This window comes from Pedobacter sp. 10L46_2 (genome assembly GCF_056395165.1).
This window is the reverse complement of record NZ_JBFTIZ010000077.1, coordinates 35,408-57,422: the sequence shown is the minus strand read 5'-3', so window position 1 is coordinate 57,422 and position 22,015 is coordinate 35,408. Positions and strand designations below refer to the sequence as shown.

Below are 22,015 nucleotides of genomic sequence, written 5' to 3'. Positions count from 1 at the left end.
GGACATATTATAAACGAAAAGTTCAGGAGGGAAAGAACAAGATGAGCGTTTTAAATGCGGTAAGAAACAAAATCATCCATAGGATATTCGCTGTAATAAAAAACCAAACCATCTATAAAAATGATTTGGTTTTGTCATAGAAATCGAGACGACACGAGCTACTTCTTCCCAGCATTGTATTTATCACTAAACTTTTTGTCCAGCTGCTTGTGGAGGTTATCCAGATTAATGTCTCTGCCCTGAATAAATGCCTGCTCAACTTTATTGGTTTTCATATCAAGGGCGTCACCAGCGGAGATAAAGAAAGTCGCATCTTTACCAATTTCCAAACTTCCAGCCGTTTTATCTATTCCTAGTACTTTTGCAGTGTTTAATGTAATGGTCTGTAAAGCTTTTTCTTTATCTAAACCCCAGGCAGCAATAGTGCCAGCCATAAAAGGAAGATTCCTTAGCTGCCAATAACTGTGCATACCCATCACTACATCGAGTCCTGCATTGGCCAATACCCCAGCATTCTTATAAGGCATATTTACATCACTATCATCAGAATCGGGTAAGTTATGGGGCTCATTTACTATAATTGCTATGTTGTTTTCTTTTAAGAAACTGGTAATTAAATAAGCTTCATCGCCACCTACAATAACAGGCGTAATGCCGTATTTTTTGGCAAACTTAACCGCTGCAATGATGTCTTTCTCGCCTGCTGCGGTAATAAACAGTCGCTGACTGCCATCAAACAAATGTTTCATCGCTGCAAATCTTGTATTTGTTACTGCAGGTTTATCTGTTTCGGCATAGGCTTTTGCCTCAGCAAAAAACTGATCAAGGGCATTTAGAAGGTTTTGTGTACGTTCTTTAAGCACATCGGCAGAAACAACAGGTCTATTACCAGTGTTCCTGAATTTTGGCGTTACAGGCCAGTTCAAATGCATGGCATCATCTTTTTTGATAGCAGCATCTTCCCAGTTCCAGGCGTCGAGCTGTACTACTGATGAGCTGCCGGATATTGTGCCGCCCTGTGGAGTTATCTGAGCCATTAGTACACCGTTACTTCTTACAGTAGCAGGTACTTTAGAGTCTGTATTGTAAGCCACCAAAGCTCTGATGTGTGGGTTGAAATCCCCAATCTCGTTATAATCAAGCGTAGCTTTAACAGAACTGATTTCAATTAACCCAAGATTGGTGGTGGGAGCAATAAACCCGGGATAGATGTGTTTTTCGTTTGCGTGGATTACTGTTGAGCCAGTCATATCAATACGGGCAACTGTTGCATCTCCTACGCCTGTAATTTTTCCTTTATCAAAAATGAGGTAGCTGTTTTCAATAACCTTTCCATTGCCTACATGAAGCTTCGCACCCATCACAATGGTCTTTTTATCCTGAGGTTTTGCCGGTGAAATGTTGGCTTGTGCAAAGCTGCTTAATCCCAAAGGCAACATCAATAGCGTTAAAATGTATTTATTCATGGTCATGAGTCCTTTCCATTTCATTAAGTTCAAGAGAATAATCTTCCAATGTTTCGCAATCATACAAGTGCTTTTGCTCTGCTTTAGGGCGTTGCGTTTTGCTGCCTTTGTCTTTGCTGTCCTTCATTTTTTGAATTAACCGCGCCCGTTCCGATTGTTGTTCTTTTCTGATCTGGGCATCACGATCTATATCCCAGTATGCAACACCATCTACAAAAGTCTTCTCGGCCTTGGCATAAATAGATAGCGGATTATCAGACCAAACTACCACATCAGCATCTTTACCTACCCTAAGGCTGCCTACCTTATTGTCAATGTGCAGCATTTTTGCAGGGTTTAGCGTTACAAATTTAAAGGCATCCTCTTCGGGTACACCACCATATAAAACAGCTTTCCCTGCTTCTTGATTTAATCTGCGGGCCATTTCAGCATCATCAGAGTTAAATGCAGTTGTGATGCCTACGTTATGCATGATTTTTCCATTGTAGGGAATCGCTTCGGCAACCTCCATTTTATAAGCCCACCAATCAGAAAATGTAGAAGCGTTGATACCGCGGGCTTTCATTTTGTCGGCTACTTTATAACCCTCAAGAATGTGGGTAAAAGTATTAATCTTAAAACCTAAGCTATCTGCAACATGCATGAGCATATTGATTTCAGACTGTACATAAGAGTGACAGGTAATGAAGCGTTTATTATCCAGAATCTCTACTATGGCATCTAACTCCAGATCCTTGCGAACAGTGTTGCCCTTTTTGGCAAGTTCTGATTTATATTCTTTTGCACGTGTAAATTCATCAACAAAGGTCTGTTCAACGCCCATTCTGGTAACCGGGAATCGTGCGCCGGTGCCAAAGTTGCTCTGTTTTACATTCTCGCCAAGCGCAAATTTTATAAAACCATCGGCCCCTGCAAACTTTAACTCTTCTGGTAACTTGCCCCATCTTAATTTAATCAATTGTGACTGACCACCGATAGGGTTTGCAGAGCCATGTAGAATCTGTGAAGTAGTAACTCCGCCAGCTAGCTGACGATAAATATTTACATCTTCAGAATTGATAATATCTGCCACACGTACTTCAGAAGATACAGATTGTGCACCTTCATTGATACCTCCGGTACCTGCAATATGGGAGTGTTCATCTATAATACCAGGTGTTACATGTTTACCCGTTGCGTCAATTACTTTGGCGTTTCCGGTATTTAGGTTTTTGCCTACAGCTTTGATTTTGCCGTTTTCTAAAAGGACATCGGCATTTTGTAAAATACCTTCTTTTTCATTTGTCCATACCGTAGCATTTTTCAATAAAACGCTTTCCTGTTTTAAAGGTGTTGTATTGCCAAAGGCGGTAAATGGAAAAATTAATGAACCTACAGCATCTTTATTCTTTGGTTCAGCGGTTTTAGCAATCACTTTGTTTGTCGTGTCTTTTAAAGCATCATCTTTTTTAAACAGAATAAAGCGTTTGCCTTGCACCCAATTCTCTTCTATTATATTTTCCTTTTTAAAGAGGCTGTCCGATGTAATAATAAAGTTGGCCAGTTTTCCCTTTTCAAGAGTACCTACTTTATCCGCTATTCCAATCATCCCGGCAGGGATCTCAGTAAGTGATAAGAGCGCTTGTTTTTGAGTTAGCCCATTATCAAGAGCGGTGCGTATGTTTGTCCATAAATCTTTTGGTGCTTCCAGGCCCTGAGTGGTAAGTGAAAATTTAATTCCTGCTTTTTCCAGCGCTGCCGGATTGGTAGGAGCCATTTCCCATGCTTTCATTTGCGCCAGCGTTATATTCCTGTTTTCAACAGTATCCTCAACATCATAGGCTTTAATGAAATTAATGGGGATAATAAGACTTGCCCCGGTTGCTTTAACAGCCTCGATTCTTTGGTATTCATCACCATTAGATTTTATGATGTACTGTTTGCCAAATTCCTGTGCAATTTTGCTGGCCCTTAGTACATTTTGCCATCCCTCTGCTTCAAAAATCTGAGGAATGTTTTGTTGTTTGTTAAACTCTTCCAAGGAGATGTTGTATTCTTCTTTTTGTTTGCCATACCATTGTGCATCGTAATAAGTCTGACGCAGTAAGGCTATTGCACCCATCAAAGAAGTTGGATAATCATTTTGCGAAGATCCTTTGCTGAAAGAGTAATTCGCTGCCGATTGTGGATTAAGTATGGTGCTGTTTTCTTTTTCATCACTTAGTGTTACTGCAAGAGATGTTCCGCGGGCAATACCGTCTCTGCTAATTGCGTTTACCGTTCCAAAGCCTGCTTTACGCAAATCATCAGCTTTCTTACTGTCCGCAGCAAAAAAGGTGTTTGCTTTTGTTTCGGGTCTTATTGCCTCATTCCAGCCATAAGCACCTTTTTTTGTAGAGGTAAATATAGATTGACGCGGACCGGAAACACGGTTGGCTTCAGGTAATCCATATGAGGTAAAGGCATCAATAAGAGAAGGGTATATGAATTTTCCCTTTAAATCGATCACTACATATCCTTTAGGGATTGAGGTGGCAGTTCCTACAGATTGAATGGTTTGCCCTTTAATTAGTAATGTGCCATTAGGGATAATTTGATTTGCACTAACTACAATATTAGCATTGGTGAAAGCGTAAGTGCCTTGTCTGATGTCGTATGAGCCGTTAACCGGATAAGTTTGCTGGGCAAACAGGAGCGTAACAGAGAAAACCAGAGCCAGGCTAAGCAGAATTTTCTTCATAAAATTTAGTTAAGTCCCTAAATCTATTACAAAAAAGCCGGAATTAAAATCTTGTTGCCTGTATGGAGGGCTAAAAACTATAAATTCTGGCTAGCTTTTGCATATTTGTTACAAAAGCTAGCCAGAATGCTCATTATTTTGTGATGATTTCTAGATTGCCGCCGTTCTTAAACAGGTCATGAGATACAAAGTAACCTTTGTTCTCTACTCCGTTAACTTTTATAACAGTAATTCCTCGTCCTTTACCTGGTTTTTTGATGGTTAATGTTTTGTTGGTGTTTGTTTTCCAAATTACTTCATCAAAGAGAGGGGCTGTTACAAGGTATTCCGGGTCTGTTGCCGAAAATGTGTACAAACCTAATGAGCTCAACACATACCATGCAGACATTTCTCCGGCATCATCCATTCCGGAAAGTGCCAGGCCTTCAGGGCCAATTCCATACAGCTCGTTCAGTATTTTGTCGATGATTTTCTGTGATTTTTCCGGCTTGCCTATAAAGTGATAGGCAAAAGGAGCTTCATGATCTGGCTGATTGCCATGACAGTACTGACCGATCATTGTTTCTACATTTCGGGCGATGTACTTAGGGTTCCAAGGTACTGTAAACAATGAATCAAGTTTTGATTCAAAACCCACTGGTCCGCCATACAATTCAATTAATCCCGGCATATCATGAGGAGCAAAGAAAGATACCTGCCAGGCATTAGCTTCTCTGTACATATACTCATAGTATGGATACTGAGGATTAAAATTCTTAATCCAATCGCCATTTGGCAATCTGCCCCTCATGAAACGTGTGGAGGGATCAAACATGTTTTTAAAGTTTTTTGATCTGGCCATTAAGATCCCGTAATTGGTTGTATCTCCAAGCTTCTTCGCCATTTGCGCAAGCGAATAATCATCGTACGAATATTCCAGGGTTTTTGATACCCCTGCATTGGCTTTAGTTTCTACATGCGGATTAGCAATGTCAGGATCCGAAATATATCCTTTTTGAATATACTCCTCCAAATGAGGCCGTGCACCTGGCGATACATTTGCGTTTCTTAAAAGCAGCTTATAAGTGCCTTCTACATCGAAATTGTCAATTCCTCTCAGGTATGCCCCAACAATGGATGAAGCGCCATGATCACCATGGAAAAACGTAGGGATAAATCCGGTTTTATCGCCAACATCCTTCATTGATTTGATTACATCTAGTGCAACCTTAGGAGAAATCAACCCTAAAAGCACATCTTTATTGCGATATGTGTCCCATAAGGATGGTTCTGTGTAGTAGTTAAAGTCTGCTTTTCCTGGTTTCTTTTTTGCATCTGTATATTCTCCATTTACATCGCTTCGTAATGCAGGCCATAGCAAAGATCTGTACAAAGAAGAGTAAAGCATTTGTTTTTGCTTTTCAGTTCCACCTTTTACCTGAATAGATGATAATATAGTTTCCCACGTTTGGGTCCCTTCGTTACGGATTTGATTAAACGATTTAGTTCCAATTTCTTTTTCAAGGTTTTCTTTAGCATTTTCAGTACTTACAAAAGACAAACCTATTTTAAGTTCAACAGGTTCTTTGCCACCATCTGCCAGGTGAACCATAGCAAAGCCTTTTCTTGAACCTTCTTCCTGTTTTTCCAGCTTTTCGATATTATTGTTCAGTTTGGCGTAGAAATAAATTACCTCACCAACGTTTTGAAACCCTTGCAAATCTGTATTTCCTATCTGTTCAATTTTCCAATTTCCTACTCTGTTGTTTGCTTTGCCAAGGTCAAACAGGATTTTGCGACCGGTTTTGTTTTTATATTCATATTTATGATAGCCGGATCTTAATGTAGAAGTAAGGCTTACATTAACATCGTAATCATCCAGGTATACCTGATAAAAGCCTGGTGCTGAACTTTCTTTTTTATGAGAAAAGTGGGAACCGAACTTGCCATCCTGATCTGGAGTTGTTGATTTTCCTGAAACAGGAAGGATAGGGATATTGCAAAGATTCCAGTGGCCTTTATTGGTATGGGTAAAGCCATAAATCATGTTGTCTTCATATTCATATCCGGCGCCCGATCCGTATTCTGTAATGGGGCTAAGTTGTACCATGGCATTAGGCATCGAACTGCCTGGAAAGGTAAGTCCTGCCCACGATCTCCATCCTTTAGGTAGGTTATAACCAAGGATCGCTGAATCGGTAAGTGGTGCAGTACCGATAAACGTATTTACATACTTGGTAAAACTTTTTGTTTTCTGGCCCTTACTTACATTAAAAGATGCAAGCAGAACGATCAGCATTAAGCTTAGGTTTTTAATTCTGAGTTTCATTTTAATTTAAACATTTGTGTTGTTTACCAAATATATAAATTTCGAAAAGATTACTCCCCGGTTTGTCATTGTACATGCCGCCGCGAATTTTATATTTGTATATGGATCAGGAAATATTTGGTAAAGTAGACCATTACATCAGTCAGATGTTGGCACCGGAAGACGAAGTTCTTCAGGAGACAATAAAATCTTTAGACACCGCAGAAATGCCTCAGATCAGCGTTACAGCAAACCAGGGTAAGTTTTTGCAGGTTATTGCACTTATGTGTAATGCAAAAAGAGTGCTTGAGCTGGGCACGCTTGCTGGCTATAGCACAATATGGCTGGCAAGATCACTTCCCGAAGATGGTAAGATTGTTACAATCGAATTTGATCCCCGTCATGCAAATGTTGCAAAGCAGAACATTAAAAATGCCGGACTCCTGGATAAAGTTGACATAAGAGTAGGTAAGGCGATGGACATTATGCTGGAAATAAAGGAAGCCAAAGAAGAACCTTTTGATCTTATATTTATTGATGCAGACAAGCCACCTTATACTGAGTATTTTGAAATGGCATTAAGCCTATCTCATCCGGGAACGGTTATCATTTGCGATAATGTGATCCGGGAAGGTAAAGTACTTGATGAGAATAGTACAGATGATAGGGTTATAGGTGTGCAGCGTTTCAATAAATTGTTAGCTTCCAATAAAAATGTCACTGCAACTATACTTCAAACAGTTGGCGTTAAAGAATACGATGGTATGGCTATTGCCGTAGTAAAATAAATAATTCACGATGATTCAGAACAAAAAAATCACTACACTTTTTACTGATATAGGTGGGGTATTACTCACTAACGGCTGGGACCGGAAGGCAAGGGCCGAAGCAGCGCAACTATTTAATCTGGATCTTATAGAGGTAGAAGAAAGACATCACCTCACCTTTGATACTTACGAGGTTGGAAAAATTACACTTGATGAGTACTTGGATAGGCTTGTGTTTTATGAAGACCGGGATTATTCTAAGGACGATTTTAAAGAATTTATGGTCAGTAAATCTCTTCCATATCCTGATATGATTAAACTGATATGCGATCTAAAGAAGAAGTATAACTTAAAGGTGGCAGTGATCAGTAACGAAGGGAGAGAGCTTAATCAGTATCGGATCAGTACTTTCAAACTAAATGAATTTGTTGATTTTTTCATCTCTTCAAGTTTTGTCCATTTCAGAAAGCCGGATGCAGATATCTTTAAGGTTGCTATAGACATTTCTCAAAGTGATGTCGAAACAAGTATATATATAGATGACAGGATGCTTTTTGTGCAGATAGCGGAGGGGCTGGGGTTAACCGGAATCTGCCATACAGACTATGAAGACACCAAAATAAAACTGGAACAGCTCGGCTTAAGTGTCGATTGATTTCATATCTAAAAAATATTTACAGCCGTTGGTCGAAATTTTTAGGGAGTTTGTCGTGAGTTACACGATGCTGGTATAATACGCCGGATTTGGGTGAAACGAAAGGGGAGTAGTGAGGTCTTATTAATAAAAACAATAAGAAAAATCCTAAAACATAAAGTCATGAAAACTCTAACAAAAGCACTATTCGGAACAGCATTAGCAGCAATCTTTTTAACCTCTTCGGCAATGACAACTTTAGCTGCCAATAACATTGAAATTACTTCAGTAAAAACAAGTTCAAAAGGAATCAACAGAATTTGGGTTGCAGGAAATGTGAAGATTGTATTAACCCAAAGTGATAAGGAAGGAGTTTTTGTTGATGAAAACTTCGATGCAAATAACACATCAGTTTTAAGAAGGGGAGAAACTTTGTTTATCAACTCTACAGAAAGTAATCAGGTTACGGTAAATGTTTCTGTAAAGGATCTGCAAAGAATAGAAGCTGCAGGTGGTTCAGTAGTTGTTACTAAAGGCAACTTTGATGTAAAATATCTTCAGTTGTTTTTAAGTCAAAGTGCAACAGCTAAAATTAACTCTAGGGTGGGTAGTTTATATACAGTGATCAGTGAGGATGCAGTGTTAAAGATGAGTGGTAGTTCAGATGAGCATACCTTGATCGCAAGTAATATGGAGAATGTTAAATTTGATAATTTTGCCAGTTTGAAAACAGAGAATTTAAGTGAAGGGGTGATTATGAGTGCTGATAAAACAGCGGCAATAAAGTAAAATAAAACGCTTAATCCATGAGAAAGCCCGGTATTACCGGGCTTTTTTTATGAACTTACTTCGGCTTGCTTTACGGCATTGGACTTTCGTCGGCCTTATTTATTTCACTTTTAGCAGGAGCAGCATCTTGTCCATCAGTTGGTTCCGAGCCTTTTAGGTAATTAGGCAGGTTTAATCCGGCCATATTAAACAGATCATTAAGCGGGGGAACAGTTTTCATCATTCCCGAAACAAAATTGGCGGTAGATGAATTGCCGTTTTCACTAGCACCGCTGCCTGAATCCCACACGGTGATCTTGTCGATCTTAATATTTTTCACTGCTTCAACTTGTGTTTTTACCAATTCCGGTAATTTCTCAATTAGCAATAACTGGAATGCTTTGGTTGGGTCGCCACCTGCAGCGGCTACTACTTCTTTATAACCTTCTGCCTGTTTCGTTAGTATTTCGAACAGACCCTTTGCCTCGGCTTCCATCTTTGCAAAGATGGCATCTGCTTCACCTTTCGCATTTTCCCTAATGGTTTCGGCATCTGCTTGTGCTTGTATAATTGCCCTTTGCTTGGCAATTTCAGCCGGAATAACTATGTTGGCAATCTGTGTAGCCCTTTCTCTTTCCGAACGGGCAGCCTCGGCTTTTTGTTCAGCCAGGTATGATGCTGATTTCCCTGTCTTTTTGGGTAATGGCAATTTTAACATCACGCTCACGCTGGGTCTCGGCAATCTGAACATCTTTTTCCCTGTCGGCAATAGCTTTACCGGTTTCACCAATTTTGGTTTGTTCTGCAACACTAATCAAAGCCTCGTTAATGGCCTTTGCTGCGGCCTCTTTACCAAGCGCTTCGATATAGCCAGACTCGTCCTTAATATCTGTAACGTTAACGTTGATCAGTTTAAGCCCGATCTTTTTAAGCTCAGTATCTACATTTTTTGAGATGTTATCCAGAAACTTATCCCTGTCAGAGTTTATTTCTTCAATGGTCATGGTGGCAATAACCAGGCGGAGCTGTCCGAAAAGAATATCCTTGGCCAATTCCTGTATCTCCGGTGCAGCAAGGCCAAGCAAACGTTCAGCAGCATTGTTCATGCTGTCGCTTTCTGTAGAAATGGCAATTGTAAAGCGACATGGAACATCAACCCTGATGTTCTGACGGCTTAGCGCATTTACTAAGTTCGCTTCAATTGAAATCGGCTTAAGGTCAAGGTACGCGAAATCCTGAATAACCGGCCAGATAAAGGCGCCTCCGCCATGAATACACTTGGCCGAAGTTCCTCCGGTTTTTCCGTAAATAACCAAAATTTTGTCTGAAGGACATCTTTTGTAGCGGGCAATTAACGCCGATAGCATTACAAAAATAACGATAACGGCAACAACGATGATGGTAAGTGGTGATTGTAAGATGTTTTCCATTCTAAATTCTTTCTACTAAGACTATGTTTTGGGTTTCTATACTAATGATGGTTACAGTTGATGCGCTTTCTATTGATTCTCCATTGGTAATGGCATCAATTTCCCGAAAGGATCCGTTAATGCTGATCTGGATTTTACCGGTTCCTGTTTTATTTGCTGGGATGCGCAGATAAACAGTTGCATTTTTGTTTAAGGTAGATTCTATCTTAAAAGTATTGTTCTCTGCCAGCTTTTGAATTTGCTTCATTATTAAGAAAAACAAAAAGATAAAACCAGCTCCTACTAAAACGGACACGATGATCAGTAAAGGTTTATTCGTAATAATGGAGTAAAATGAGATACCGGCCCAACTCAATCCCAAAAGAAAGTTAATTAAATTTCTGAATGAGAATAGCTGAAAGGGTGCATCCGCATGATCAAGGTTTCCATCAAAATCGGCGTCTATTCCATCTGCAGAATCAACGCCAATAAATGTTAAAATAGTTTGAATTATAAATATCAAACTTACGGGTATAGCTATATACCAATATGCCCTTAGTAAGGGTTCGAGAGCGTTAAAGTAATCCATTGTTGTAAAAATATAATTTTTCTAAAACTTAAACAAACCAAAAATGGCATTAAAAAACACCAATTTTGGCTTGGAAATCTAAGCGGGAACTTTATGAAAATTAAGAATTGAGATTTATTAATTAATACATTTGCCTTCAGAAACAACCTTTAACCGAATAAAACTATAATCATGAGTAATTCTGATAACTCTTCTGAACTTAACGACGTAATATCTCACAATGTATATTTTGAAGGCAAAGTGCAAAGCCTTGGCCTGGAAACGCTAAAAGGCAAAGCTACAGTTGGCGTAATGAAAAAGGGAACCTATACGTTTTCTGCATCATCACCAGAAGAAATGGTAATCGTATCTGGCATTATGCATGTAAAACTTCCGGGCGACAGCTATAAAGAATATAAAAGCCAGGAAAATTTCCACGTGGCTGCTGGTACTTCTTTTGATATTATATGTGACGACGATGTAGCTTATATCTGCTATTACGGCTAATCTAATTCAATTCTTTTATCTAAAGCCATATTATTTTTGCGTATTTGTGCAAATTTGCATTTATTTGCAGTACTAATATGCGTTATGGACATCATTGAAAAAACGATAAAAGCAAGACGAGCCACAAAAGCAGTATTCTTGGTATGTGGACTTGGCGTATCGAGTTGGGCACCGATGGTTCCTTATGCAAAGGAAAGGCTTCAGTTAAACGATGCAAGTTTAGGCTTACTACTTTTACTGTTAGGTACAGGCGCCATTAGTATGATGCCCGTAAGTGGTATTTTGTCTAATCGCTACGGGAGCCGGATAGTTATGCTGTGCTCTGCTTTAGTTATGGCGCTAACACTTCCATTGCTTTTAATTATGGACAATGTGATCTGGATGGGAGTGGTACTGTTCATATTTGGTTCGGCGGTAGGCACTGTCGATGTGGCAATGAACTCTCACGGAGTACATGTGCAAAATAGATTTGGTAAACCAATTATGTCGTCACTTCACGGACTTTTTAGTGTTGGCGGGCTTTTGGGCTCCCTGGGTTTGGGTTTCCTGATGAAACTTGGCCTGGAGCCAATAACTGCCGCCGTAAGTATCGCTGTTTTGCTGATCATTATTGTTTCATGGAAATACAGCTCATTATTCGATCAGCAGACCGAAAGGGCTGCTATTAAAGATTTCTCTTCACATGATCAGAATAGTAATTCCAGCTCGTTCTCGTGGCTAACCGGAGGTGTTCTTTTTTTAGGCGCAATGTGTTTTGCTGTTTTTCTGGCCGAAGGATCGATGTTAGACTGGAGTGCAGTTTTCTTAACAGAAAACAGAAAAATAGACGAAGAACTGGCTGGCGTTGGTTATGCAGCATTTTCAATTGCAATGGCCACTATGCGATTACTTGGAGATAAACTGGTTTCCCACCTTGACGGGCCAAAAGTTGTTATCGGTGGAAGCCTTATTGGTGCCGCAGGTATTTTTTTAGTAATACTCACGCCTTGGTTGGTTACCGCTCTGCTGGGTTTTATCTTATTGGGTTTAGGCGCAGCCAATATTGTCCCCGTGTTCATTAGTGAAGGTGGCCGGTTAAAAAATGTTTCTGCTTCAGTATCCATTCCCGCAATTACTACCATCGGCTATGCCGGACAATTAGCCGGACCAGCTATGCTTGGATTTATTGCTCATCATTATTCATTGCCCATAGCTTTAGGTTTTAGCGGCTTTTTGCTTATTCTGGTAGCTGTTTTCTATAAAATGAAACCTAAACATTAGTGTTATGTTAAGAGAAGAGCGTTTTGATCATATTATTAGTCTTTTAAAGCGTGACGGCAAAGTAGCTTACGATTTATTGTCAGCCGAACTAAATGTTTCTGAGGATACCATCAGAAGAGACATTGAAACACTTCATAGTAATGGATTATTAGCTAAGGTAAGAGGGGGCGCCATTTTACCTTCAAGAAACCCATTAAGTTTTCAGAATCGTACAGCGTATCTTACCGAAGGAAAAGATGTAATAGCCCTAAAGGCACAGCAATTTATCAAAAAGGGGCAAACCGTGTTTATGGATGGGGGAACCACTATATGTGCAATTGCCGCGCACTTGCCACTAGATTCCAACTTTAGAGTGGTTACTAATAACCAGGCGCTTATTCCAATTCTATCAAAATTTAAAGAAATTGAAATAATTGTGTTAGGCGGGGTTTATAACCGCAATACAGAAACCAATACCGGTGTTAAAACTTGCGAAGAGGTTAAGCATTATGTGGCAGACGTGTATTTTATGGGAACATGTGCTGTTCAGAGTAAATTTGGAATTACTGCAGCAATAAATGAAGATGGAGAAGTAAAACAGGCAATGCTAAATTCCTCCATAAAAAAGATTGCATTGAGTAATACAGAGAAATTGGATGGCGTGCATAGTTTTAAAGTATGCGACATGCAGGAAATAGATGTGCTAATTACTGATATCCCAAGTGACGATAGCAGATTAGACGCTTATCGCAATTTGGGAATAAAACTGGTTTAATCAAGAAGAAGGGTGGATGAACCCTAAACACCCACCCTAGTTCCTGCGCCTATCTCTCTCACTTTCCTAAAAGGTCCTCCCCGGACATAATAGTTATGCAAAAGCAAGGCCAGCCAATGAAAAGTCCTTTAAAGCATTAATAACCAGCCACCCCCAAAAGAGCCAGTGTATAATATGCATCAAAATGTAGAAAGAATATCCTCAATTGCGCCGGTGTGTATATCCTGCAAATAAATTTTGGTTAGAAATGCAATCTTCGGTCTTTGCTTGATAGTTTAAAATAGGTATATTCAGCTAACCAAATACTAAGAATTAATTTAAATATAACCTTTAAATAAAATTGAGGCTATTTAAGTTTTGTTACTTAGCGCACAAACAGACAAGCTCCAATGAAAGACCTTAAAAGCTTTGAATATATCTATATCCAGCATTGGGAAAAATTATATGCCTTCTGTTTTAAGATGACGGGTGACGAATATGTTTCACAAAACATAGTACAGGATATCTTTACCGACCTGTGGGACAGAAGAGATAAAGTCCAGATTTTATCTATAGAGCATTATTTATTTAGGGCCGCCAAAAACCAGGTACTAAAAGAGTATAGGAAAAAGCGCTTTGATACGGTAGTTATTGAGGAAAAATTTGAAAACTACCTGGTCGAGAACACGTCTTCGCTAGAACCAGAATTGCTCGATAAACTTTACTCCTTATTAGAACATCTTCCTGAGAAAAGGAAAGAAATTCTGATTATGAACAAATTAGAGGAAATGGATATAGCGCAAATTGCAGCTACGCTGAACCTCTCTAAACAAACGGTAAAAAACCAGCTTTCTTCTGCATTAAAGCAGCTAAGAGTCCATGCCGGAGAAACATCTTTGCTAATCTTTGCAATTGGAATTTACCTTGTCACTCATATCATGCTATAGTACACGCCCGTCATCTCTCCTATCGTCGAAATGACGAAATAATCTCTCATTGATTAGAAAGTGAATTACAATTAACAATTATTTAACATACTCCGATAGTACTTTTTTGCCATCGCTGGTACTTATAGTTGATTTATAAGTATTATGACAAAAAAGAAGGTACACTATCTCAGGCATCTGATAGAGAAAAACGAGAAAAATGAAATTTCTGAAGCAGAGAAAAATCTGTTGGAGGATTTTCTAAAAAAAGAATTTGACAATGCTGAATGGGATAGCACTAAAATGGGTTCTAAGGAAAATGTTTCTGCCGAGATATTTAAGAACATAAAGGCCCATGGCACGGTAAAAAAATCTTTCGCAATCTATTATAAATATGCTGCCGCCGCGTGTATTGTCTTGATGTTGGGCATTGGAGTCTTTTTAAACGCTAAGGTTGATGTTAAAGATATCACCGTAACAACTGCCTCTGCTACCGATTCTGTAAAGCTTACTGATGGTACACTGGTTTACCTTGCTGCAAACTCAGTTTTTAAATACCCTGAACAATTTAATAGCAAAACCAGATCTGTTACCCTGCTAAAAGGCAATGCTTTTTTTAAAGTAACAAAAGATCCGAAACATCCTTTCATCATTACCTCTGCTAATATTAAAACAAGAGTATTGGGAACCTCATTCCATATCAGTCTTGATAAAGGCAGGTCAAGCGTTACTGTAATCACAGGGCATGTGCGCGTGTCTTCAGATAAGCAGATTACTTATCTGGAACCCAATGAAAGAGCAGTTTTCAGTACATCAGGGCTTAAAAAACAAAGAGTAGGCGATATGTCGCTTTACGGCTGGTATAAGAAGGATATAGATTTAAATAATGTAACCCTCCATAAGGTATTTACCCTCCTCAATTTCAAGTATGGAGTAAACTTTAAGCCTGAGGATAAAGAAATGCTAAATACAAGGATAACGCTATATATCAAAGGCGGTTTATCACTTCGAAATATCCTGGATCAAATCAATTATGTTACACACCTAAAATTCAAACCATATGGAGAGACAGTAACCGTAAGTCATTAAAAAAAAACCGCAGTTGCTGAGAACAACTACGGCTAACTATTAAGTATCAAATAAATTAATAACTTAAATATGCATTATAAATATACTTTTTTTAACCTGAAAAAGATATGTTTTCTGGCTGCCGGTTTCCTGCTTCTGCAACCAGCCCAGTCAAAAACATTGGTTAACAGTTACTTCAACGAAAATACCAAGGCATCCAACGAGACCTTGGTAAACATCTTTTTACAATTGAGCAAGCAAACCAACTATAAGTTTAGCTATAGCGAGKCGGTAATTGCAGATAAGAAGACATACCCGGTTACCTATTCCAAACCGCTTAAAGAGCTGCTTAAGGACCTGTCTGAAAAAGCCGATTTTAGCTATAGTATTGTTGAAAATCTGGTGTTGATCAGTAAGAATAAAAAAGATAAAACACCTGCTAAAGTGTCTTCAATTCAACAAACCATAAAGGGTAAAGTGTTGGATGAAAACGACCTGCCGCTTATAGGTGCAACAGTTAAAGAAACAGATTCTAAAAATGCTGTTAGTACAGGTACTAAAGGCGAATTTGAAATCAGATCTGCCAAAGGAAAAACCTTAGAAGTATCATTTATTGGATATAAAAGCAAACTGGTTGTAATTGATGCCGATGTGCTTACCATTAAACTGGAGCCTGATGCATCCAGTCTGGGCGAAGTTTTAGTTGTAGGTTATGGAAAACAAACAAAGAAAGATGTAACCGGTTCAGTTACCCAATTGGATGAAAAGAGCTTCAGACAAGGAGTTGTGGTATCGGCCGATAACTTATTGCAAGGTAAAGTTGCCGGTGTAAGGGTAGTGAACAGCAGCGGTGAGCCGGGTGGTGGTGTTGATGTAACCATCCGTGGTGTAGGCTCTATCAGAAGTGGAAGCACGCCGCTTTTTGTAGTAGATGGAGTACCTTTAACTAACGACGACGTAAGCCCGACCGGACAAAATGTAGGATTTGGATCATCCAAGGCAAAGAACCCGCTTAACTTTTTAAATACAAGTGATATTGAATCTATCTCTGTTTTAAAAGATGCTTCTGCAGCTGCAATTTATGGAGCCCGCGGTTCCAACGGGGTAGTTATTGTAACCACTAAAAAAGGGAAAAAGGGAGAGGCTACCTTTACCGCCGATTCTTACCTTGGCCTTTCTACCGTAGCACATAAGCTTGATCTGCTTTCGGCAGATGAATACCGTAATGCAATTACCGAGAAAGCTTTTGACCATGGTGGCAACACCGATTGGCAGGATGTGATTTATCGTCGCGCACAAACCAGAAACAATTCATTATCGTTTTCGAAACAAACAAATTCTGGTAACTACTATGTGTCTGCCGCACAGATGGACCAGGAAGGTATTGTTAAAAACAGTGACTTCAGACGTACTTCAGGCAGGATCAATGCCTCTGAATCTTTTCTTGACAACCAGCGTTTAAAAATAGGCGTAAACCTTACCGCAAGTGAAACAAAAGATGATGGCGTTCCGACCAGCGACGATGGAGGTTCCAATGGACAGCTGATCATCCAAACCTTAATGTCTAATCCAACACGTCCGGTATTTGATGAAAATGGTAAATACACCAATTTCAACATGAATGCGCATTACAACCCGGCTTATTTGCTTAGCGTTTATCGCGACAGAACACGCACGTTAAGAGTGCTTGGAAATATGGACGTTTCATTCAGAATAGTAAAAGGCCTTGAATACAAATTTAACCTGGGCTTAGATCGTTCTGTAGCAGAAAGGAATACCACTATATTCCCTAACTTAACAGACATTAATCCAACCGGGAAATACGTGCAGTACAATTTAAACTCTAAAAGCACGCTTATGGAGCACTACCTGAACTATAACCTGTTAGAAGGCAAACACAAACTGGAAGTACTTGGCGGGTTCTCCTATCAAAAGTTTGAGCGGGGCGGAAATAGCTTTAGCATTGATGGGATAGCTGATCAAAGCTCAGGTGTTTTACCAGAAAACAACCCTGGTTTTGCAGGTAAACAAACAGGAGTATTCGGATTTGCGCAGGAAAATGAATTGCAGTCTTTTTTCTCAAGGGTTAACTACTCGTATGCAAATAAATACCTGTTAACAGCTTCTGTACGTGCCGATGGTTCTACCCGTTTCGGAAAAAACAATAAATACGGTTACTTTCCTTCCTTTGCACTTGGCTGGAACATGTCGCAGGAAGATTTCCTGAAAGATGTTTCTTTCCTTGATAACCTAAAATTAAGAGCCAGTTGGGGTCAAACTGGCAACCAGGAGGTCGAAAATAAAATCACTAAAGCCAGTTACGCACTATCAACCGGCGACGGATACTATTTGTATAATGATTTAGCTCTGGTAAACGGCATCTCTGTTACCAGAACACCAAATCCTGATTTAAAGTGGGAAGTAGTAACTCAATACAACGTGGGATTGGATTTTGAACTATGGAAAGGCAAATTATACGGAACATTAGATTATTTCAAAAAAACCACAACTGATGCCATTCTTAATATTCCTTCACAGGTGCTAAGCCCTACCAATACCGTATGGGTAAATATTGATGGTAAAATAGTAAACAAAGGGTTTGAGTTTATGTTGGGCTCCAGGCTGATCGACAATGGTAATTTCAGCTGGTCAATTGATGTCAACGGTGCCACACTTCAAAATAAAATTGAAAACCTACCCGTTTCCGAAATCCTCTCAGGAACAATTTCAGGTCCCGGACAGTCAGGGGTAGCGGCCAATATTTATAAAAGTGGTTATGCTGCTGGCTCATTTTACCTATTGGAACATATCGGATATGATGATAAAGGAGCTAACATCTTTAAGGATGTTAATAACGATGGGGTAATCAATAACAATGACCGTGTGATCATTCAAGGTGCAATTCCCAAATTTACCTACGGTTTTAATAGCCAGATGAATTACAAAAGCTTCGACTTCTCCTTTTCAATCATAGGCCAGTCGGGTGGTTATTTGGTAAATAATACGGGGTTAAATGCATTAAACATTAATAACCTGGCTTCAGACAGAAACGTTTCTACCCGTTATTTTAAATCTGGTGCCAATCCTGCAAATCCCCCTCAGCTTTCTACACTTTACTTAGAGAAATCGGATTTCTTAAGACTTAATTCGGCACGTTTGGGCTATAATTTTAAGTTCAACAAGCTGACCTGGCTTAATGGTTTAGGCATTTATGTTACCGGACAAAATTTATTTACAATCACTAAATACAGTGGTTACGACCCATTAATTAACAGTCCAAAAGCGAGTGGTGGAAACCAATCATTGGGTATAGATTATTCTAGCTATCCAACTGCAAAAACGTTTCTTTTTGGCGCAACTATAAAATTATAAAAATGAAAACAAACAAACTATTTAGAGCAAGAAATATCATATTTCTACTTGGAGCCTTGTTTCTTACCAACTGTACGAAATTAAACGAGGTTGTGCTTGATGAAGTATTAGGTGAAGATGCTTCCAATCCTGCGGGTGCTTTAGCGGCAGCTTACGACAGGTTGGGCGACGGAACCTTTGTAGATCATGGGGCGGTATTTTCATTACAGGAATATACAACAGACGAGGCCCTGCTGCCTACACGTGGAAGCGACTGGGGCGATGGCGGTAAATGGCGTTCTATGCATGAGTTTACCTGGGCGGCCGATAATCCGATTGTAACAGATAACTGGAATATGCTTACCAATGGCATCACCAGATCATTAACAGCTATAAAAGCAAACAGCACGGGTACCGGCGCACAAAAGGATCTTTTCCTTGCCGAAGCTAAAGGCTTATTAGCCTACTATACCTATACTACCCTTGATCTGTTTGGGCAAGCGCCTTACCGTGATCCAGCTAATGAAAATGCCCCGTTAGAAATTAGACAGGCAGCATCAGCAATAGACGGACTTATTACCGAGGTAGAGGGTTTAATTCCAAGTCTTGCCACGTTGGGAGAGCAATCCACTCATAACGGAAGGTTTACTAAAGAGGCGGCTTATGGATTATTAGCTAATATGTACCTTAACCGTGCAGTGTATAAAGATCGCTATGCAGCTTCCTTTAATTTTAATGAGAAGTCGGTAAACAGCAATGATACTGATATGGATAAGGTGATCTATTACACCTCATTATTGATCAACCCTGGTAAATTCCGTTTGGAAACCAACTATTTCGACAACTTCGCAATCAAAAATTCAGGTGGTTCTGAACTTATTTTTGTGGTGGTGCAAAAAATAGATTACATCAGAAACGGTTCTAATTCCTTTGCATATGTTGGTGTAGAGCGTAACCAAAAACCATCTCCTGCAAACAGAGGAACTAATGCAGCCTGTATCAGTCCGGAGTTTTATGCTACCTGGAATGGAAACCACGACGATCCAAGGTTTACCAGAAAGTACCAGTATAGCGATGGAACCTGGTTTATGAACGATGCAGTGGGTAGTGTTCCCGCATCAGATATTGTTCCTAAAAGCAATAACCTGCCATGGTTTCATTTCAATCGCGGTATCATGGTTGGGCCTCAGTATGGGCCTAAACTTAATGCTTCGGGTGGTTTTGAAATGACTGACAACGGAAGGATTAAAGTTTCTGAGCTTTACATGGAAAAAAGTACCGGTACACGTATGGATTTTACTCCTGAACTTAATTTTACTAACCCTACACAAGCTGTGTTTGCTCAAAACCAGATCAACAGGGGAGCGCGCGTATTTAAGTTTGAGTTTGACCCTGAAGAAGGAAACGGAACCAGCAATGTTGATATCCCCTTGTTCCGTTTAGGCGTTATTTATACCATGAGGGCAGAAGCCTATTTCCGTAAAGGACAAACTGCCTTGGCATTAAACGACATCAACATTTTACGCACGTCAAGAAAAAGAGAATCGCTTTATGGAAATGCACCGGGTGTAGCGATAACATCGCTTGACGAGGCTGGTCTTTATAAAGAGATTGCTTTTGAAACGTATTGGGAAATGTTCAGAAGACCACAAATGATCCGCTTTGGAAAATATGAACTTCCTTTTAGTGCCAAGCCAACATCTCAGCCTACAAGAAGGATATTTCCAATACCTCAATCAACTTTAGATGTAACCAAGGCATTCCATCAGAATCAGGGATACTAAGGTTATTCAGTTTTTTTTAGGGTTGTTAGGGCGTAAAGTTGCCCCTGACAACCCTTTCTTGTATACTTTGGTTAAAGCTGGTTCGTCGCTTGTTTTACGCTTGTTCGAGAAAATGCACATTTTTACGAACTAAGAATGAGTAGGGGAGGTCAGAAATACGAACTATTGTGTTTATGGGATAAAAGGCCCGCCAGGCTCTCCCCATCCCCATTTGGGCATGGGTTCATCCGGATTTAATGCCACTTCCATTTCTGAAGAATTCAAAACAGCAATCCTGGTTCCCCATTCAATATAGGCTACAAATGCCGAGCGAAACTCAGGATCATCAGGTAAAGTAAGCTCGTCTGCAGTTTCTATAAGAAGCTGCACCCAACGTTTTCTATGGGTTTCTGTTAAATGTTTGCCAAGGTGTTTTTGAATCATTTTAAAGTGCGAACCTTCTTCGGAACTGTACATTTTAGGGCCACCAAAAACTTCGGCAATAAAATGTGCTACATGCAATTGATGATCGGCAGACATATGTTTAAAAATAGGTTCAAGAGTGTCATCAAGCAGAACTTTTTTATAAAAAGAACTCATAAGTTTCTCAAAAACAGGCATGCCTCCGGCCCATTCGTAAAGTGTTGGAATATTCTTTTCCATCTGTTTCTATTTTTTGATGATCAATATAAAGATAGATGAATCTAATTATATTCAAATGGCAGTTGGTCGCCAATTCTTTTGCCACCCCAAAAGCCCTGTATAAAAAAGCTTCTGTAATCAACATAGCTGCCTTTACTGTCTATTATAGCATTATCTAAAAACAGGCGCATRATAGAACCATCCTTCCCCATCATTTTTGTGATGGTACCATTTTGATCCTGGCTGTCAGCTTTCAAAGTATTCTCTTTATCAAAAACAATATATAGACGGGTTTTGAATTTCAACTGAATAAAATTGCTGTCAACAGTATTGATGTATTGCTCCATGTTTACCGGATTGGGAGCTAATTGTAATGGCTGATTGTTGTTCTTTATTTCAAGAGTAATAAAGCCCTCTTGCCTCAAATTGTTTTTATAGAGTGATCTTAAGTAATGCATGAGGGAACCCTGATACGCTTTTTTCCTGTTTTCAATCCAGGTGCTTTTTTCTTCTTCAGTACCTGCCAAATTTTCAAATACAGATTCCCCATCGTAACTTGTAACTCCTGTTCCCTTGTTGTAACGAAAGTTTCTGAGCAGGTATTTTATGCGGTAGCCCAGGCTTTTGTTTTCAATAATCAGGAAGTCATCTGATGTAGCCTCCAGTATTGTCTTGATGGTCGAAAAATCAATAATTTCGAGGTTTAGTATCTTGCATTTTTTTGCATTAGCAGACTCACCCAGGAAATTCTTAAGAAATATTTTTATGTTTTCTTTGCGCTGAGAGTCATCACCAATTACTACTTCACGCAGAACAGTTGTTTTTTCTTTAATATGAATATTTAGTGAAGCAGACTGGTTCTGGATAATTACATTTTGTTTTGTGGAAGCATAACCAATCATGCTCACAATTACCTGATAGGTGCCGGGTTTTATATTGGCAAATTTAAACTCGCCCTTTGCATTGGTTGCTGTACCTTTTTCAGAGCCATCAATAAACACAGTAGCACCTTGTATAATTTCCTCTTTTGCGTTAAATACAGTGCCGCTTATTGTAAAAGATTCCTGAGCTTTTAATGAACCTGCGGTAAGTAAAATAATGAAGATTAAACGTATAATTTGTTTCATAATTAATTAGTTAATTCATG

18 protein-coding genes are annotated in these 22,015 nt (G+C 39.3%); 10 read left to right on the top strand and 8 right to left on the bottom strand.

What is annotated here, in order from left to right; all coding sequences use genetic code 11:
• Positions 1-158 precede the first annotated feature (158 nt).
• From AC1DDX_RS11005 to AC1DDX_RS10995, 3 genes are all read right to left on the bottom strand, one after another.
• A complete protein-coding gene (locus AC1DDX_RS11005) occupies positions 159-1,529 on the bottom strand; it encodes an amidohydrolase family protein (RefSeq protein WP_337717034.1) in 1,371 nt (456 codons plus the stop codon).
• Positions 1,459-4,185 carry an amidohydrolase family protein gene (locus AC1DDX_RS11000; protein ID WP_172662231.1) on the bottom strand — a complete coding sequence of 909 codons (2,727 nt, stop codon included), beginning with the start codon at positions 4,183-4,185 and terminating at the stop codon, positions 1,459-1,461. The genes AC1DDX_RS11005 and AC1DDX_RS11000 overlap by 71 nt, the downstream gene beginning before the upstream one ends.
• Positions 4,186-4,318: 133 nt before the next feature.
• Positions 4,319-6,493 (bottom strand): GH92 family glycosyl hydrolase, encoded by a 2,175-nt coding sequence (locus AC1DDX_RS10995; RefSeq protein WP_288883405.1) that lies wholly within the window; start codon positions 6,491-6,493, stop codon positions 4,319-4,321.
• 101 nt (positions 6,494-6,594) lie between these two features.
• Here AC1DDX_RS10995 and AC1DDX_RS10990 point away from each other — a divergent pair, with 101 nt between their 5' ends.
• The 3 genes from AC1DDX_RS10990 to AC1DDX_RS10980 all read left to right on the top strand — a co-directional run bounded on the left by AC1DDX_RS10990 (position 6,595) and on the right by AC1DDX_RS10980 (position 8,662).
• The gene (locus AC1DDX_RS10990) at positions 6,595-7,260 is read left to right on the top strand and encodes an O-methyltransferase (protein WP_172662229.1); all 666 of its coding nucleotides are present in this window, start codon (positions 6,595-6,597) and stop codon (positions 7,258-7,260) included.
• Positions 7,261-7,270: 10 nt separating this feature from the next.
• The gene (locus AC1DDX_RS10985; protein ID WP_172662228.1) at positions 7,271-7,894 is read left to right on the top strand and encodes an HAD family hydrolase; all 624 of its coding nucleotides are present in this window, start codon (positions 7,271-7,273) and stop codon (positions 7,892-7,894) included.
• Positions 7,895-8,056: 162 nt separating this feature from the next.
• Positions 8,057-8,662, top strand: a complete 606-nt coding sequence (locus AC1DDX_RS10980; protein WP_172662227.1) for a GIN domain-containing protein — start codon at positions 8,057-8,059, stop codon at positions 8,660-8,662.
• A gap of 70 nt (positions 8,663-8,732) precedes the next feature.
• On the opposite strand, the gene AC1DDX_RS10975 is transcribed toward AC1DDX_RS10980, so the two are convergent.
• From AC1DDX_RS10975 to AC1DDX_RS10965, 3 genes are read right to left on the bottom strand one after another with little or no spacing between them, the layout of a single operon-like run.
• Positions 8,733-9,350 carry a flotillin family protein gene (locus AC1DDX_RS10975; protein WP_477622042.1) on the bottom strand — a complete coding sequence of 206 codons (618 nt, stop codon included), beginning with the start codon at positions 9,348-9,350 and terminating at the stop codon, positions 8,733-8,735.
• Positions 9,304-10,071 (bottom strand): flotillin family protein, encoded by a 768-nt coding sequence (locus AC1DDX_RS10970; RefSeq protein WP_477622041.1) that lies wholly within the window; start codon positions 10,069-10,071, stop codon positions 9,304-9,306. Before AC1DDX_RS10970 ends, AC1DDX_RS10975 begins: the two co-directional genes overlap by 47 nt.
• A gap of 1 nt (position 10,072) precedes the next feature.
• On the bottom strand, positions 10,073-10,639 hold the full coding sequence (locus AC1DDX_RS10965) for a serine protease (protein WP_172662225.1): 567 nt from the start codon (positions 10,637-10,639) through the stop codon (positions 10,073-10,075).
• Positions 10,640-10,810: 171 nt separating this feature from the next.
• On the opposite strand from AC1DDX_RS10965, the gene ppnP reads away from it, so the two are divergent.
• The 7 genes from ppnP (at position 10,811) to AC1DDX_RS10930 (ending at position 20,247) form a co-directional block, all read left to right on the top strand.
• Positions 10,811-11,125 carry a pyrimidine/purine nucleoside phosphorylase gene (gene ppnP, locus AC1DDX_RS10960; protein WP_172662224.1) on the top strand — a complete coding sequence of 105 codons (315 nt, stop codon included), beginning with the start codon at positions 10,811-10,813 and terminating at the stop codon, positions 11,123-11,125.
• Positions 11,126-11,209: 84 nt separating this feature from the next.
• Complete coding sequence (locus AC1DDX_RS10955) at positions 11,210-12,385, top strand: MFS transporter (protein ID WP_172662223.1); 1,176 nt, start codon at positions 11,210-11,212, stop codon at positions 12,383-12,385.
• A 4-nt stretch (positions 12,386-12,389) separates the two neighbouring features.
• A complete protein-coding gene (locus AC1DDX_RS10950) occupies positions 12,390-13,139 on the top strand; it encodes a DeoR/GlpR family DNA-binding transcription regulator (RefSeq protein WP_172662222.1) in 750 nt (249 codons plus the stop codon).
• A gap of 389 nt (positions 13,140-13,528) precedes the next feature.
• Positions 13,529-14,065: an RNA polymerase sigma factor gene (locus AC1DDX_RS10945; protein WP_172662221.1), complete on the top strand. Its 537-nt coding sequence runs from the start codon at positions 13,529-13,531 to the stop codon at positions 14,063-14,065.
• 144 nt (positions 14,066-14,209) lie between these two features.
• A complete protein-coding gene (locus tag AC1DDX_RS10940) occupies positions 14,210-15,133 on the top strand; it encodes a FecR family protein (RefSeq protein WP_337717032.1) in 924 nt (307 codons plus the stop codon).
• Between the two features lie 69 nt (positions 15,134-15,202).
• Positions 15,203-18,484 carry a SusC/RagA family TonB-linked outer membrane protein gene (locus AC1DDX_RS10935; protein WP_477622040.1) on the top strand — a complete coding sequence of 1,094 codons (3,282 nt, stop codon included), beginning with the start codon at positions 15,203-15,205 and terminating at the stop codon, positions 18,482-18,484.
• Positions 18,485-18,486: 2 nt separating this feature from the next.
• Positions 18,487-20,247 carry a RagB/SusD family nutrient uptake outer membrane protein gene (locus AC1DDX_RS10930; protein WP_172662218.1) on the top strand — a complete coding sequence of 587 codons (1,761 nt, stop codon included), beginning with the start codon at positions 18,487-18,489 and terminating at the stop codon, positions 20,245-20,247.
• 171 nt (positions 20,248-20,418) lie between these two features.
• On the opposite strand, the gene AC1DDX_RS10925 is transcribed toward AC1DDX_RS10930, so the two are convergent.
• Together AC1DDX_RS10925 and AC1DDX_RS10920 are read right to left on the bottom strand one after the other, a co-directional pair.
• Entirely contained in the window at positions 20,419-20,889 is a 471-nt protein-coding gene (locus AC1DDX_RS10925; protein ID WP_337717029.1) for a group II truncated hemoglobin, read from the bottom strand.
• 41 nt (positions 20,890-20,930) lie between these two features.
• Positions 20,931-21,995 carry a carboxypeptidase-like regulatory domain-containing protein gene (locus tag AC1DDX_RS10920; RefSeq protein ID WP_337717027.1) on the bottom strand — a complete coding sequence of 355 codons (1,065 nt, stop codon included), beginning with the start codon at positions 21,993-21,995 and terminating at the stop codon, positions 20,931-20,933.
• Positions 21,996-22,015: the final 20 nt, after the last annotated feature.

Bases quoted from the DNA above. Each gene is read 5' to 3' on its own strand.
- AC1DDX_RS11005 (WP_337717034.1), bottom strand. From the start codon at position 1,529: ATGATTGCGAAACATTGGAAGATTATTCTCTTGAACTTAATGAAATGG.
- AC1DDX_RS11000 (WP_172662231.1), bottom strand. From the start codon at position 4,185: ATGAAGAAAATTCTGCTTAGCCTGGCTCTGGTTTTCTCTGTTACGCTC.
- AC1DDX_RS10995 (WP_288883405.1), bottom strand. From the start codon at position 6,493: ATGAAACTCAGAATTAAAAACCTAAGCTTAATGCTGATCGTTCTGCTT.
- AC1DDX_RS10990 (WP_172662229.1), top strand. From the start codon at position 6,595: ATGGATCAGGAAATATTTGGTAAAGTAGACCATTACATCAGTCAGATG.
- AC1DDX_RS10985 (WP_172662228.1), top strand. From the start codon at position 7,271: ATGATTCAGAACAAAAAAATCACTACACTTTTTACTGATATAGGTGGG.
- AC1DDX_RS10980 (WP_172662227.1), top strand. From the start codon at position 8,057: ATGAAAACTCTAACAAAAGCACTATTCGGAACAGCATTAGCAGCAATC.
- AC1DDX_RS10970 (WP_477622041.1), bottom strand. From the start codon at position 10,071: ATGGAAAACATCTTACAATCACCACTTACCATCATCGTTGTTGCCGTT.
- AC1DDX_RS10965 (WP_172662225.1), bottom strand. From the start codon at position 10,639: ATGGATTACTTTAACGCTCTCGAACCCTTACTAAGGGCATATTGGTAT.
- ppnP (WP_172662224.1), top strand. From the start codon at position 10,811: ATGAGTAATTCTGATAACTCTTCTGAACTTAACGACGTAATATCTCAC.
- AC1DDX_RS10955 (WP_172662223.1), top strand. From the start codon at position 11,210: ATGGACATCATTGAAAAAACGATAAAAGCAAGACGAGCCACAAAAGCA.
- AC1DDX_RS10950 (WP_172662222.1), top strand. From the start codon at position 12,390: ATGTTAAGAGAAGAGCGTTTTGATCATATTATTAGTCTTTTAAAGCGT.
- AC1DDX_RS10945 (WP_172662221.1), top strand. From the start codon at position 13,529: ATGAAAGACCTTAAAAGCTTTGAATATATCTATATCCAGCATTGGGAA.
- AC1DDX_RS10940 (WP_337717032.1), top strand. From the start codon at position 14,210: ATGACAAAAAAGAAGGTACACTATCTCAGGCATCTGATAGAGAAAAAC.
- AC1DDX_RS10930 (WP_172662218.1), top strand. From the start codon at position 18,487: ATGAAAACAAACAAACTATTTAGAGCAAGAAATATCATATTTCTACTT.
- AC1DDX_RS10925 (WP_337717029.1), bottom strand. From the start codon at position 20,889: ATGGAAAAGAATATTCCAACACTTTACGAATGGGCCGGAGGCATGCCT.